At 69.7% G+C, this 14,226-nt stretch carries 14 protein-coding genes; 9 read left to right on the plus strand and 5 right to left on the minus strand.

Features of this window, described 5'->3' with window-relative positions:
* Positions 1 to 84: 84 nt before the first annotated feature.
* The 4 genes from AB0J87_RS38545 to AB0J87_RS38560 form a co-directional block, all read right to left on the minus strand.
* On the minus strand, positions 85 to 513 hold the full coding sequence (locus AB0J87_RS38545; protein ID WP_363973879.1) for a nuclear transport factor 2 family protein: 429 nt from the start codon (positions 511 to 513) through the stop codon (positions 85 to 87).
* A gap of 29 nt (positions 514 to 542) precedes the next feature.
* On the minus strand, positions 543 to 1,151 hold the full coding sequence (gene wrbA / locus AB0J87_RS38550) for an NAD(P)H:quinone oxidoreductase (RefSeq protein WP_363973882.1): 609 nt from the start codon (positions 1,149 to 1,151) through the stop codon (positions 543 to 545).
* A 112-nt stretch (positions 1,152 to 1,263) separates the two neighbouring features.
* A complete protein-coding gene (gene sigJ, locus AB0J87_RS38555; protein WP_363973885.1) occupies positions 1,264 to 2,184 on the minus strand; it encodes an RNA polymerase sigma factor SigJ in 921 nt (306 codons plus the stop codon).
* Between the two features lie 222 nt (positions 2,185 to 2,406).
* Positions 2,407 to 3,450 carry an NAD(P)-dependent alcohol dehydrogenase gene (locus AB0J87_RS38560; RefSeq protein WP_363973888.1) on the minus strand — a complete coding sequence of 348 codons (1,044 nt, stop codon included), beginning with the start codon at positions 3,448 to 3,450 and terminating at the stop codon, positions 2,407 to 2,409.
* Positions 3,451 to 3,548: 98 nt separating this feature from the next.
* Between AB0J87_RS38560 and AB0J87_RS38565 the strand changes: the two genes are divergently transcribed.
* The 5 genes from AB0J87_RS38565 (at position 3,549) to AB0J87_RS38585 (ending at position 7,902) form a co-directional block, all read left to right on the plus strand.
* Positions 3,549 to 4,136: a TetR family transcriptional regulator gene (locus AB0J87_RS38565; RefSeq protein WP_363973891.1), complete on the plus strand. Its 588-nt coding sequence runs from the start codon at positions 3,549 to 3,551 to the stop codon at positions 4,134 to 4,136.
* Positions 4,137 to 4,238: 102 nt separating this feature from the next.
* Complete coding sequence (locus AB0J87_RS38570; RefSeq protein ID WP_363973894.1) at positions 4,239 to 4,631, plus strand: VOC family protein; 393 nt, start codon at positions 4,239 to 4,241, stop codon at positions 4,629 to 4,631.
* The gene (locus AB0J87_RS38575) at positions 4,628 to 5,503 is read left to right on the plus strand and encodes a sigma-70 family RNA polymerase sigma factor (protein WP_363973897.1); all 876 of its coding nucleotides are present in this window, start codon (positions 4,628 to 4,630) and stop codon (positions 5,501 to 5,503) included. Before AB0J87_RS38570 ends, AB0J87_RS38575 begins: the two co-directional genes overlap by 4 nt.
* Positions 5,504 to 5,634: 131 nt before the next feature.
* Positions 5,635 to 6,333, plus strand: coding sequence for an NAD(P)H-binding protein (locus tag AB0J87_RS38580; RefSeq protein ID WP_363973900.1), 699 nt, complete (start codon positions 5,635 to 5,637; stop codon positions 6,331 to 6,333).
* 213 nt (positions 6,334 to 6,546) lie between these two features.
* Positions 6,547 to 7,902, plus strand: coding sequence for an FAD-binding protein (locus AB0J87_RS38585; protein WP_363973903.1), 1,356 nt, complete (start codon positions 6,547 to 6,549; stop codon positions 7,900 to 7,902).
* Positions 7,903 to 7,911: 9 nt separating this feature from the next.
* Here the strand turns inward: AB0J87_RS38585 and AB0J87_RS38590 are convergent, their stop codons facing one another.
* Positions 7,912 to 9,375 (minus strand): PLP-dependent aminotransferase family protein, encoded by a 1,464-nt coding sequence (locus AB0J87_RS38590; RefSeq protein WP_363973906.1) that lies wholly within the window; start codon positions 9,373 to 9,375, stop codon positions 7,912 to 7,914.
* A gap of 262 nt (positions 9,376 to 9,637) precedes the next feature.
* Here AB0J87_RS38590 and AB0J87_RS38595 point away from each other — a divergent pair, with 262 nt between their 5' ends.
* The 4 genes from AB0J87_RS38595 to AB0J87_RS38610 are packed head-to-tail and all read left to right on the plus strand — an operon-like array spanning position 9,638 to position 14,226.
* Complete coding sequence (locus tag AB0J87_RS38595; protein ID WP_363973909.1) at positions 9,638 to 10,603, plus strand: hypothetical protein; 966 nt, start codon at positions 9,638 to 9,640, stop codon at positions 10,601 to 10,603.
* 58 nt (positions 10,604 to 10,661) lie between these two features.
* Positions 10,662 to 12,944 (plus strand): transglycosylase domain-containing protein, encoded by a 2,283-nt coding sequence (locus tag AB0J87_RS38600; protein WP_363973912.1) that lies wholly within the window; start codon positions 10,662 to 10,664, stop codon positions 12,942 to 12,944.
* Positions 12,945 to 12,955: 11 nt separating this feature from the next.
* Complete coding sequence (locus tag AB0J87_RS38605) at positions 12,956 to 13,489, plus strand: PadR family transcriptional regulator (protein WP_363973915.1); 534 nt, start codon at positions 12,956 to 12,958, stop codon at positions 13,487 to 13,489.
* A complete protein-coding gene (locus tag AB0J87_RS38610; protein WP_363973918.1) occupies positions 13,486 to 14,226 on the plus strand; it encodes an ABC transporter ATP-binding protein in 741 nt (246 codons plus the stop codon). Before AB0J87_RS38605 ends, AB0J87_RS38610 begins: the two co-directional genes overlap by 4 nt.

Consider the following 14,226-nt stretch of genomic DNA (forward strand, 5'->3'; position numbering starts at 1 on the left):
GTCATCGTTTCATCACACGATGCGGGATCGGCCGTCACGAAGGCCGGGCGGGCGCGCCAAGGGTGCTGTCGTCAAGCGGCCGGCTCACACCGCCGGTGGGACCCAGGGTTGAAGGGTCTCCGGGTCGAACGGCATGGAGATGTGTTCGTGGGTGATCAGCCACTTGCCGCTGGCCCGGCGGCAGCAGACCGTCGATCGTACCCACATCACGCGATCAGACCCGTCCTTCAGGTTTCCGGTGTCCAGGTGGAGCATGTGCGCGAACGCGACGTCTCCGCTGGTGGCGATGTTGAGTTCGTGCGTTTCCAGTCCGATGGGGCCGTCATATTCGTCGAACCACCGTACGAAATTACGGCGGACTTCGTCGGACCCCGCGAACTGGAGCGGGGGAACGACATCGTAATAAATGATGTCGGGAGAATAGTGGGACATGAGCCGGTCAATGTCCTTTGCCTGGCAGGCATCGACTCGACCTTCCAGGAAGGCCAGAAATTCGGCATCGTTCGTAGTCATTGCATCCTCCGTTCAAGGAATGTGTGGTGTCAGGCGGCGCGGCCGGCCTTGAGCGAGGCGGCGGTGTCGACGATTCGGCGGGCCTGGTAGCGGGCCGCGTCCAAGGGCACGTCGCCGGGTGCGCCGTCGCCGGCCACGTGGGAGGTGCCGTACGGGTTGCCTGACTGGAACTGGATGGGGTCGGTGTAGCCGGGAGGCACGATGATGCCGCCCCAGTGGTAGAACGTGTTCCCCAGCGCCAGGATGGTGGATTCCTGCCCGCCATGGGCGGTGTTGGAGGCGGTGAAAGCCGAGTACACCTTGTTGGCGAGCAAGCCCTGGAACCACAGGGGCCCGGTGGTGTCGATGAACGCCCTGAGCTGGCTGGCCGGGTTGCCGAAGCGGGTGGGGGTACCGAACAGCACCGCGTCGGCCCACTCCAGGTCGTCGAGGACGGCCTGGACGACGTCGGCGGTGTCCTGAATGTGCCGGCCCCAGGCCGGATTGGCGCTGATCGCCTCCGGCGGAGCCGTTTCGGCGACCTTGCGCAGTCGCACATTGGCACCGGCCTTTTCCGCGCCTTCGGCGGCGGCTCGCGCCAAGGCATGCACGGTGCCGGTGGCACTGTAGTAAATGATCGCGAGGTTGACGGATTCCATGGTCAGTTTCCTTTCGCAATGTTCGTCTCAGGAGTTTGACGACGGAGCCGTGCGAAATGTCAGGCGGACGTCTTTGCCGAGCGCTTCGCGTGCGGGTTCATCGCCGCGCGCGTCAGGCCGTCCAGGGCCGGAGCTTGTTGGGGTTGCGTACGGCCCACAGGTGCTTGATCCGCTCGCCGGCGACGTCGAACGCCATGACCACCACGGTCTCCCCGTCCTGCTGGGCCGCCAGGCCGGGCTGACCGTTGACCGTACGCTCCAGGAACACGAGGTCGGGTGCCAGGCCGGCGACCTCGACCAGGTAGCGCGCGATCCGTTCGGCGCCCTCGACCGGCTCCAGCATGGCGGTGACCAGGCCGCCGCCGTCGGCGATCGCCGTGGCGTCGGGGTCGAGGAGGTCGACGAGGGCTCTGATGTCCTTGGCCTCCCATGCCTGCTTGAAGTCCCTGACGACGTCGGCCTGCCGGGCCTCCGACGTCACGGGCGTCTGTGACTCGCGGATGCGGCGGCGCGCGGAGGAGGCGAGCTGGCGGCAGGCCGCCGGGGTACGGCCGACGACCTCGGCCACTTCGGCGAAGGAGTAGCGGAAGACGTCGTGCAGGACGAACGCGACGCGCTCGGCCGGGGTCATCGCTTCGAGCACCACGAGGAACGCCATGGTGACCGACTCGTCGAGGGTGATCCGGTCGGCGGGGTCGCCCGGCCGCGCGCCGGTCCACTCCGTACGGTCGGGCAGCGGCTCGGGAACCCATTCGCCCACGTAGCTCTCGCGGCGGACCCGGGCCGAGCCGAGCAGGTCCAGGCAGATGCGGCCGGCGACCTTGGTCAGCCAGGCGCCGGGGCTCTCGATGGCCTCCTGCTGCCGCGGGGTCATGGCGTACCAGCGGGTGTAGGTCTCTTGCACGACGTCCTCGGCGTCGGCCAGCGAGCCGAGCAGCCGGTAGGCGAGATTGATCAGCCGACGCCGCTCGCTCATGATCGCGCTCAGGCTCGGATCGCGCCGGTTGTCTCCTGGCTCTGATCGGGTGGTCATGATATGTCGTCTTTCCTTGTCGCAATCGCTCTCACCACTACGACGAGACAGCGCCGTGGAATGTGAGGTCTCGCCGCGCCGTGTCGTCGTAGCAGGGTGGTCACGGCTCTCAGCAGAGTCACATGGTCCAGCCCCAGGGGGACCATCGCGCTCGGGATCAACCGAGGCTGGGTGGGTGAGGAGATCGCGGGCGCGGCCTTGCCGATGAGCGCGCGGCTGTTCTTAATCCAGGTCGGACATGTCGAGTACGAAACGGTAGCGGACGTCGTTGCGGCGGAGGCGGTCGAGGACCTCGTTCACCCGCGCAGAGGAGAGCAGTTCGATCTCGGCGGTGATGCCCCTGTCAGCGCAGAAGTCCAGCATGGCGGCGGTCGCAGGCCGCCCGCCGCTGCCCGCGGAGCTGAGCTTCTTGCGCCCCACGAGCAGGTCCATGGCCTCCACGGTGAGCGATCCGAGATGTCCAAGGTGGCTGAGGGTGCCGTCCATGGCGACCAGCCGCAGATACGGGCCGAGGTCGTGCGGGGTGGAGATGGTGTCGATGACGACGTCGAACGTGTCTCGGGCCTCGGCCATCTGTTCCGGATCCGTGGACACGATGAACCCGTGGGCGCCGAACCGGCGCGCGTCGTCGGCCTTGTCGGGGGAGCGGCTGATGACCGACGTCGTGGCGCCGAGGGCCACGGCCATCTTGACCGCGAGATGCCCCAGGCCGCCCAGGCCTGCCACGGCGACGCGGCTGCCGGGCCCCACCCCCAGAGTGTGCAGGGGCTCCCAGACGGTGATGCCGGCGCAGAGCAGCGGGGCGGCGCCGGCCGGGTCCAGGCCAGGGGGCAGCGGGTAGACGAACCGGTCCCGGACGACGTACTCGCGGGAGTACCCGCCCAGGGTGGTCGATCCGTCCTGCCGGTCGCTGCCGCCGTAGGTCAGGGTCGGGAAGGCGTGACAGAAGTTCTCCTGGCCGGCCCGGCACATGGCGCACTCGCCGCAGGAATCGATGATGTTGCCGACGGCGACCCGGTCGCCGGCGGAGAAGCGGGTGACCGCGGGCCCCGTCTCGGTCACCACGCCGGTGAACTCGTGCCCCGGAACCAAGGGTTGCCCGGCTTCGTCGTCGTGGTCGCGGAGCGCATGCAGGTCGCTGTGGCAGACGCCGCAGTAGTCGATCTGGACCGCGAGGTCGTCGGGGCGCAGGTCGCGACGCCGCAACGGTGTGCGCCGCAGACTCGCCGTCGCGCCGTCCGCCTGCCATCCGGTCGTGGTCCGCACCGCGGTTCTCCTTAAAACAGACTGTTCGGTTTATTGGAGTGTAGGCACGGTGTCGCGCGCTCGGCAAACCAACTGTTCTGTTTGGTAAGGTCATCAGCATGGCGGACCAGCCCCTGACCTCGCGCGGAGCCGCGACCTACCAGCGCATTCTTGATGCGGCGACCCGGGAGTTCGCCCAGTACGGCATCGCCGGGGCGCGGATCGAGCGGATCGTGTCCGCTGCGAACACCAACAAGGCCCAGCTCTACGCCTATTTCGGCAACAAGGACAAGCTCTTCGACGCGATCTTCTTCGCCTCGCTGGAGCGGATCGTGAATGTCGTCCCGATCGACGCCGCCGACCTCGCAGACTGGGCCGTACGCCTCTACGACGAGTACCTCCGCCGTCCCGACCTCATCCGGTTGGCCACCTGGGCGCGCCTGGAACGCCGGCCGGCCGGCCACCTCGTGGAGGAGCACGACCGGCTCGACGATCGCAAGCTGAGTGCCATCGCCGAGGCCCAAGCCGCCGGGCGAGTGCGCCAGGGAGACCCGTTCGACGTGATGGCCATGGTCATCGCCATGTCCATGGCCTGGTCGCCGGTCAGCAACGTCTATGCGGCGACCGCCGAGGAACCCTCCGACGTCCACGAACAGCGCCGCACCCTGCTCCGCGAATGCGTCCGACGCGCAGTCGCGGCCGATTGAGACTCCCGGAGCGGTCCTGTTACCTTCTCCCATCGGCACTCGTCATAAGTGCGACGACCGAATACGAACGGTCGTCGCACCAACGAGTGAAGTGAGAACAAGATGCTGAACAACATCATGTACGTGACGGTCTACGTCACCGATCAGGACCGCGCGCTGGAGTTCTACACCGAGGGACTCGGCCTGGAAAAGCGGATCGACTTCCGGGGGCCCGACGGACGTTTCCTCACCGTCGGCGTTCCCGACAGCCCGGTGCAGATCCTCCTGTGGTCGCATGCGGCGGCCGCGGGCCAGCCGGGCGACGTGGGCCAGGATGGCGCGCCCGGTCCGCTGATCCTCGAATCCGATGATCTGCGGAAGGATTTCGAGATCCTGCGCCGGCGCGGCGTCACTTTCGAAGAGTCCGAACCCGTGGACTATCCGTTCGGGGTCCGTATCGAGGCGGTGGACCCGGACGGCAACCGGGTCTCGCTCCGTCAGCAGCGAAAGCCGTGACCGCCCACCCGTCCGGCCTCGTGACCGAGGCGTTCGAAGCCCAGCGCGATCGGCTGCGCGCCGTCGCGTACCGCGTGCTGGGCTCGCACGCCGACGCCGAGGACGTGGTCCAGGAAGCCTGGATGCGTCTCGTCCGCCAGGACGAGACGACCATCGGCAACCTGGCGGGCTGGCTGACCACCGTGGTCGGCCGCATCAGCCTGGACCTCCTGAGATCCCGCCAGGCCCACCCCGAAACCGCGTACGGGCACGAGCATGCGGACCTCGTGGTGACGCCTCACGACGACCCCGCGCCGGACGAGCAGGCGGCGCTGGCCGATTCGGTCGGCCTCGCCCTGCTCGTCGTGCTCGACTCGCTCACGCCGGGCGAGCGCCTGGCGTTCGTCCTGCACGACATGTTCGCGGTCCCGTTCCACGAAATCGGCCAGATCCTGGGCAAATCCGCCGACGCCACCAAGATGCTCGCCAGCCGCGCCCGCCGCAAGGTCCAAGCCACGGACCGGCCGGCGGGCCCCGGCCGCGAGCACCGAGAGGTCGTCCACGCATTCCGCGCAGCCGCCCTCGGCGGCGACTTCGAAGCGCTCCTGCGGGTCCTCGACCCGAACGTGAAGCTGACCGTCGACACCCCCGGCGGCGTGGTGGTCACCCTCGGCGCCACCGAGGTCGCCGCCGGTGCCCGCATGTTCTCCGGCGAGGCCGCCCGCCATCGACCCGTGCTGGTCAACGGCATCCCCGGCCACATGTCCTGGCGCTCCGACGGAACCCCTCTCTCCGTCATCGCCTTCACCGTCGCCGAAGGCCGGATCACCAGCATCCACATCGTCGTCGACCCGGCCAAACTCGCCTCGATCCAGCTGCCCGCCCCGGCCTGAGCCGGTGTCGTCAGGCTCGGCCCGTGCATGTGCGACCCGGGCCGAGCCTGAGCGCGTCTTTACGCTCCTTATAATGAATATATGATGCGTAAAACGCCGACGTCGCGGCGCAAGCCACGGGAGGGAAGCACGTGAAGCTCGTGATCTTCGGGGCCAACGGCCCGACGGGGCGGCTCGCCACCGCCCAGGCACTGGCCGAGGGCCACGCCGTCACCGCCGTCACCCGGCATCCGGAGGCGTTCCCCCTCGGCGATCCCGCGCTGGACGTCGCGAAGGCGGACGCCTTGGACCCCGAGGCGGTGGACCGGGTGGTGGCCGGGCACGAGGCGGTGATCTCGACGCTCGGCGTCCCCTACGGCTCCGAGGTGCCCACCCCGTTCTCCCGGTCCGCCGCGAACATCGTCGCGGCCATGGCCGCGCACGGCGTCCGGCGCCTGGTCTGCGTGACCTCGACCGGCGTGCCGATGAAACCCCCGCCCGGCGAGACCCTCGTCTACCGCAAGGTGATCGTGCCCATGCTCCTCAGAATGGGCCGCCCCCTGTACGAGGACGCCGCCCGCATGGAAGAGCTCGTGGCCCGGACCGACCTCGACTGGACCGTCCTCCGCCCCTCCGGCCTGTTCGACGGAGACGCGGTCACCGGCTACACCGTCGGCCCGCCGCAGATGGTCGGCCGGTTCACCTCACGCCGCGACCTGGCCGACGCGCTCGTGCGCGAGGCCGTCGAGGATCGCAACCTCCGCTCCGTCGTCGAGGTCATCACCACCGAGGGCACGCCGAGCGTCTACCGCGTGTTCCTGAAGGAAGCACTCCGCATCGGCAGCGCCTGATGGTCGGGTGCACCACCGACCCCTCGGGAGCGCTGCGCGACGTCCACGAGCGGTGTCACGGCCCAGCCGCTTCATCTCATACACCGTCGGGATGACCCGTCAGTGCGGGGGTGCGCCTTGATCTGCCGAGCCGGCGTGAGCTTGAATTGGTCCTCAATTGGGCTACAGGATCGGACCTTATCGAGTGTACCGATTCCTGCCAGGCTGAGTGGCATGACGACGACAGCAGCTCGCTTCGACGGCCAGGTGCTCACGCCTGGCGACGCCGGTTACGACACCGCCCGTACCGTCTGGAACGCCATGATCGACCGGCGCCCACGCATGATCGTCCGCGCGGCGGGCGTCGCCGACGTGGTCGCCGCCGTGCGGATGGCCCGCGAACTGGACCTCGAGATCGGCGTGCGCTGCGGTGGCCACAACGCCGCCGGCTTCGCCGTGCCTGACGGTGGTCTCATGATCGACCTGACGCCCATGGGCGGCGTGCGGGTCGACCCGGCCCGTCGCCGGGCCCGGGTGCAGGGCGGCGCGCTGCTCGGCGCGCTGGACCGGGCGTCCCAGGCGTACGGCCTGGCCACCACCGCCGGCAACGTCTCCCACACCGGCGTCGGCGGGCTCACGCTCGGCGGCGGCATGGGCTGGCTGGCCCGCCAGTACGGCCTGGCCTGCGACAACGTCGTCTCCTACACGATGGTCACCGCCGAGGGCGACGTGGTGACCGCGAGCCGTACCGAGAACCCCGACCTGTTCTGGGGCCTGCGCGGCGGTGGCGGCAACTTCGGCATCGTCACCGAGTTCGAGTTCCAGTTGCATCACACCGGTACGCGGACGCTGGTCGCCGAGTTCGACTTCCGCGCCGAGGACGCCGTCCCGGTCATCGAGGGCTGGCGCGACCTGAACGCCGTCGCGCCCCGGCAGGCGACGTTCACCGCCGGTGTCAGCAGCGCTCCCTCTGGTCCGATCGCCACGCTGGGGTTCGTGTGGATCGGCGACCCGGCCGAGGGCCGCCGGCTGCTGCCCGCGATGCGGGCGCTCGGGCGTCCCGTTGCCTCCCGCGTCACCACACCGTCGTACCTCGAACTTCAGCGACGCGAGGACTCCACCGGCGGCCACGCATACCGCCGCTATTCCAAGGGGCACTACCTGCGGAGCTTTCCCACCGCGGCGATCGAGGCGTTTTTGCTGCGCGGCGGCTCCGACCTGAGCGCGAGCCTGGACCTGCCGGGCGTCGGCCTGCAGGCGCACGGCGGCGCGATAGCCGAGGTCCCGGAAGCGGACGCGGCGTTCAGCCACCGCGGCACGATGTTCGAGTTCGGTGCCGGCTCCCGCTGGACCGACCCGGTCGAGGACGACGCCAGGATGGGTGCCGCCCGCGCCGCCGGCGCCTCGCTCGAGCCGTACGCCAGCGGGATCTACGTCAACTCGTTGACGGCCGACGAACTGGCCGATGGGCAGCGCGGCGTGCGGCGGGCATACTCGGCCGCAAAGCTGGCCCGGCTGACCGCGGTGAAGACCGCGTACGACCCGGCGAACGTGTTCCACCTGAACCAGAACATCCGTCCGGCACTGTGACGGGCCGCGTCAGGATCCCCGTACCTCCCGGATGGCCGTCGCCAGCAGCGCGACCCCCTCGGCGATGGCGCTCTCGCTGAGGATGGCGTAGCCGAAGATCAGGCCACCGGGCCCGGCGCCGGCGATCCGGAACGGCCCGACGCCCTGGATGCCGAGCCCGTGCCGGGCGGCTGCCGCCACCACCGCCGCCTCGTCGAGGTCGGGCGGGAGCCAGGCGACCACGTGCTGCCCGGCGGCGATCCCGGCCAGTCGCAGATCCGGCAGATGGGTGCGCAGCGCGTCCAGCAGCGCGTCGCGGCGGCGCCGGTAGACCGGACGCATCCGGCGCAGGTGACGGTCGAACTCGCCGCGGCCGAGAAAGTCGGCGAACGTCAGCTGGTCGATGACCGACGAACCGCGGTCGGCGAGCAGCTTTGCCGCGGCGACGTCGTTGACCAGCTGGGGAGGCACTACCATCCAGCCGAGCCGCAACCCCGGCGCGAGCGTCTTGCTGGCCGTGCCGCAGTAGACGACGTGATCGGGCGCCAGGCCCTGCATGGCGCCCACCGGAGACCGGTCGTAGCGGTACTCCGCGTCGTAGTCGTCCTCGACCACGATCGCGCCGCGGCGCCTCGCCCAGCGGATCACCTCGGCCCTCGCCGCCGCCGACAGCACCCCGCCGGTTGGCCACTGGTGCGACGGCGTGAGGACCAGCGCGTCGGCGTCGGCCCGGTCGAGGGCATCGACCTGAACGCCGTCCGGACCCACCGGGATGCCGACCACGTCCAGTCCCGCGGCCCCGGCCAGCACCCGGGCATCGTCGTCGGACGACGGGTCCTCCAGGGCAATCCGCCTGGCGCCGCGCCGTGCGAGCACCTGGATCAGCAGCGAGATGCCCTGCCCGTAGCCGTTGCAGATGACCACGTTGCCGGGGACGGCCAGCGTGCCGCGTACCCGGTTGAGATAGTCGCACAGGGCCTGGCGCAGTTCCGGTACGCCGTGCCCGTCGAGGTAGGCGAACCGGTCGTTGGGTGTGGTGGTGAGCACGGTACGAACCGAGCGCAGCCAGGCGGCCCGCGGGAACTGCGACACGTCGGTGCGCCCGTACCCGAAGTCCACCCTGAAGCCGACCCTGAAGCCGACCGTGCGGGCGGCCGGCTCCGCCGTCGCAGCCGCCGTCGAAGCCGCGGAGCCCGGGTCGGCGGCGGCCGGCGGCATCGACGCGGCGACCTGGGTGTAACCGCCCGATCGGCTGGCAAGGTAGCCCTCGGCCACGAGCTGCTGGTAGGCCTCCACGACCACCCCGCGGGAGACCCCGAGCCCGGCCGCGAGAGTGCGGGTGGGTGGCAGCGACGTACCCGCTCGCAACCGACCGGCCCGGATGCTCGCGCGGATGGACGCCTCGATCTGCCGGTGCAGTGGCACCCCGGCGTCGCGGTCCAGTTCGATGAGCACGTCTTCGGCCAGCCCGGAATTGGTCCTCAATCGCCCCACAGGATCGGACGTTACCGGCGTGTACCAATTCCTGCCAAGCAGGCCTTGGGCTCAAGTCGGCTTGAACGGAGTACAGGAAGTTCGGGCGGCGCCGGGCTCTTCGTGCGCTCCTCCTCCTGCGGTCAGGCCGGGTCGTGGGGTTCTGATCCGGCGGGGTCAGGTCGAGCGTCCAGCTGCCGATCAGTCGTCAGGCCCGCGGTGTGTTTCCGTCGTATTCCGGTGTACCCGATGGTGGCCCGCAGCGGATGGCTACACTCTGCGGATGATCATGAGCGAAACGATCCCCACCGATTCCCCGATCCGCGACCTCTCCGTTGTGCGCCACGAGGGAAGCTCCCTGATCGTCTGCGCGGACAGGTGGGGCGGGGTGTGGACGTGGTCTCCGTCGACCGGCGAATGGTCGGGGCATTCCCTGCCGTACGCGCACGCGGGGGATCCGATCGTGGCGCAGTTCCCCGATGCCGCGAACGTCATCGACATGGTCGCCGCGCTTTCCGTTGACGGCAGGCTCCTCCTGGCGGCCGGCGGGGACGAGCAGGAGCCGGCTCTGTGGGATCTCGGCAGCGGTGAGCTCCTGTGGCGGACGCCGCTCAACGGCGCCTACCTCGCGGACGTCATCGCGCTCGACGGCCGGTTCGTCACCGCGCAGCAGTATTCCGAGGAGGTACGGCTCTGGTCGCCGGACGGCACGGACACCCTGCTTGACGAAGTGGGCCAGTTGTCCTGCCTTGGGACGGCACAGGTCGGCAGCCGCCGCCTGATCCTGGCGGGCGGTTCGGGAGCTCATGTGTGGGACGCCGCGAGCCTCACCGAGCTCGGCTCCTTCTACCCGTACGAGGGGCGGGTGTGGGCCGTGACCGCCTGCGCTCTCGCAGAGCGCACGGCGATCGTCGCGGTCACCGAGAAGGGCGAACTGTACGCCTGGGCCCTTGACGCCGAACCGGACGAGCCGCTGTACGGACCGGTCTCTGCCTCGGGCGGGGCTCTGGAGACAGTGGCGGTGATGACGGTGGACGGGCGGCCGCTGGTGGTGACCCCGACCCAGGACTCGCTGCGCCTGTGGGACGCCACCGACGGGACCGAGGTCGGTCACGTCAACGCGCACGGGCACGGCATCACGACGATGGAGCCGGCGATCGTCGACGGCCGGTGCGTGCTCGTCACCTCCGGGGGCGACGGAGTCCTGCGGATCTGGAACGAGTCCGACCTCGCGCCCCCGGCGCTTTGACACCCCTTAGGGTAACCGCTATCTATTGGCTAACCGTTAGGGGGATAGATTGCTGGCAATGGCCGAGGAGCCGTCGCACGGGTACCGCTCACATACTCGGCGCGAGGCCGACCGCAGCGGCGCCGGGGAAAGCCCGCGCAGGAGGCGGCGCCGCGCCACCCCCCAGGCGACGGTGCCAGGTGGTGACGCGTTACGGAGAGCCGGCGGCCAGGGACGAGGCGGGCCGGGCGGCGAAGGTCCCGGGGGAGGGCCGGACGAGGACGGCGACCGGCCGCGCCGGACCGGCTGGAAGCGGTTCATCCCCAGCTGGAAGGTCGTGGTCCTCGCCTGCACGGTGCTGGCGGTGGGTCTCTTCGGCATGATCATGGTGGCGTACGCCAACACCCCGCTGCCTCTGGCGACCCAGCAGAAGGCAACCGAGCAGGGCAGCGTCATCTACTACCGGGACGGCAAGACCGAGATCGCCCGGCTCGGCACCAAGCGCGAGATCGTCCCGATCACCAAGATCCCGCGGCATGTCCAGGACGCCTTCATCGCCGCCGAGAACCGCACGTTCCGCACCGACCCGGGCATCTCGGTGTCCGGCATCACGCGGGCGGCGTGGAGCACCCTGACCGGCCAGCAGGTCCAGGGCGGTTCGACGATCACGCAGGAGATGGCGCGGGCCTACTACGACGGCCTCAGCCAGGAGCGGACCATTCAGCGGAAGGTCAAGGAGATCTTCGTCTCGATCCGCGCCAGCAAGGAGATGTCGAAGGACGAGATCCTCGCCAACTACCTCAACACCATCTATTTCGGCCGCGGTGCGGACGGCATCCAGGCCGCCGCCCAGGCGTTCTTCGACAAGGACGTCGACAAGCTGACCGCCGCCGAGGCGGCCTACCTGGCGGGCCGGATCCAGAACCCGGTCGTCTTCGACAAGACGGAAGCCAAGAAGAACTGGGCGCCGACCCGGGAGCGGTTCGCGTACGTCATCGGCGGCATGGCGATCGTCGACCCGGCGAAGTACGGGCAGCTGCCCAAGACGGCGAAGTTCCCCAAGCTCGCCAAGCTGGACAAGAAAGAGACCCTCAAGGGCATCAACGGCTACATGGTCGACATCGCGCAGCGTGAGCTGGAGCAGCGGGGGATCTCCAGGGAAAGCCTGCGCAGCGGCGGTTTCCGGGTCACGACGACGTTCGACAGGAAGCTCATGCAGGCCGCGAAGAAGGCGGTGGAGAGCAACCTCGCCACCGTCCACGACAGGCACATCCGCGCGAACATGGCCGCCGTGGACCCGCGCAACGGCCGGGTGATCGCGTTCTACAGCGGCCGCGACTACCTGAAGAGCTTCACCAACAACGCCTTCGACGCCTACAAGCAGGCCGCGTCGGCGTTCAAGCCGTACGTGCTGGCCGCCTGGCTCGAGAACGGCTACAGCCTCAAGAGCTACGTGTCCGGCAACGGCCCGGTCACGCTGCCGGGCACCAAGCCGATCGGCAACTCGCACAACCTCGGCGCGGCCGTGCAGATCGACCGGGCCACCGCCGAGTCGGTGAACACGGCGTTCGCCACGATGGCGCAGGAGGTCGGCCTGAAAGAGGTCGAGAGGATCGCCGGGGACGCCGGGATCAACAAGAAGAATCTGGACCAGGCCGTCAAGGACCACGCGTTCGGCATGTCCATCGGCGCCGGCCTGGTCACCCCGGTCGAGCAGGCCGACGGGTACGGCATCTTCGCCAACGGCGGTGTCCACCACGACGCGCACGTGGTCGTCTCGGTCAAGACGTTCAAGGGGATGACCGTCATGGAGGAGGCCGGCGTGCCCAAAACGGTCATCAGCCCGGACAGCGCCGCGGACGCGACCTACGCGATGCAGCAGGTGGTCAAGAACGGCACCGCCAGGGGCACCTCGCTGCCCGGCGGGCGTCCGATCGCCGGCAAGACCGGCACCAACAACGAGAACAAGGAAGCCTGGTTCGTCGGATACACCCCGCAACTCTCCGCGGCCGTCGGGATGTACAAGGAGGTCCCGCGGACGGACCCGAAGACCAAGAAGGTCATCAAGGACGCCAACGGCTACCCCCTGCCCAAGGAGGTCTCCCTGGGCAACATCCAGGGCGCCGGGACACCTACCAAGATCTGGCGTGACTTCATGACGATCGCGATGGACGGCAAGCCGGTCGAGCAGTTCCCGGTGCCGACCTTCGGCGGCCGGCAGCACGACCTGGTGCAGAAGCCGACGCCCAAGCCGACCGAGGAGCCGTCCACCGACGACGACGTCGGCGACGACCCGTTCGAGGACGGCGATCCCCTCGAAGGGGACGACGTCACCACCGGGTTCCGGCTCAGGAAGCCTTAGGAGGGAGGGACGTGCAAGACGCAGTGCTTGCGATGCTCGCCAAGGAGGCGTCGCACGGCTACCACCTGCACGCCCGGCTGCGGCAGAGTCTCGGGCCGCTGGGTGAGTCGATGAACCGCGGTCAGATCTATGTGACGCTGGCCCGGCTGGAAAAAGCGGGGCTCGTGGTCTGCGAGCGGGCCGACGGCCTTCCCGAGCGGCCGGACCGCAAGGTCTATGCGCTGACGCCGGCCGGGCAGCAGCGGGTGGCCGCGTGGCTGGCCGAGGTGGGCTGGCCGAAACCGGACCTGGCGGAGTTTCACCTCAAGCTCGTCGCGGCCGCCGCGGCCCGACTGGCCGACCCGGTCGAGCTGGTCGGGGCGCAGCGCCGCGAGCTGCTGCGCCGCCTGAACGAGACGCAGCACGCGGCGCTGGCCGAGCCGGCGGGCTCGGGCGCCGGCCTGCTGCTGGAAGGGATCATGCTGCGGCTGCAGGCGGACCTGCGCTGGCTGGCGGCCTGCGAGCGAGCCTGGTCCAGGATCGACGACAAGGTTGAGAACGCATGAGCGAGTCGAGTCCCGTGGTCGGTGTCCGCGGCCTGGTGAAACACCACGGTCAGGGGCAGGGCCGGGTCCGCGCGGTCGACGACGTCGACCTGGAGGTGCCCCAGGGGCAGATGCTGGCGGTGATGGGCCCCAGCGGCTGCGGGAAGTCCACCCTGCTCCACCTGCTCGGTGGCCTGGAGCGGCCCAGTGACGGGGAGGTGTGGCTGGCCGGCCGGCGCATCGACACCCTGAGCGAGCGGGCTCTGGCGCGGCTGCGGCGCCGGTCGGTGGGGTTCGTCTTCCAGGCCTTCCATCTGGTGGAGGAGTTGTCGGCGGCCGAGAACGTGGAGCTGCCCGTACTGCTGGCCGGGCGCTCGCGGCGCGAGGCCAGGCGGCGCACGGGCCTGCTGCTGGAACGGGTCGGGCTCACCGACCGTGCCCGGCATCTGCCGTCGCAGCTGTCGGGCGGGCAACGCCAGCGGATCGCCATCGCCCGCGCGCTGGCCAACGACCCGCTGGTGGTCCTGGCCGACGAGCCGACCGGCAACCTCGACACCGCGGCGACACTCGACGTGCTGAGGATCTTCGAGGACCTGCGTTCGGCGGGGCAGACCCTCGTGATCGTCACGCACGACGAGCGGGTCGCGGCCACCGCGGACCGGCTGATCTCGATGCGCGACGGGATGTTCGTCGACGACACCCGGCTGGCCGGCACCGGCACCGGGTGGCTCGGCGGCCTGATCGGGCTGGAGGGCTGA

Origin of the sequence: Nonomuraea sp. NPDC049625 (genome assembly GCF_040675285.1) — a bacterium.
Classification (GTDB): domain Bacteria; phylum Actinomycetota; class Actinomycetes; order Streptosporangiales; family Streptosporangiaceae; genus Nonomuraea; species Nonomuraea angiospora_A.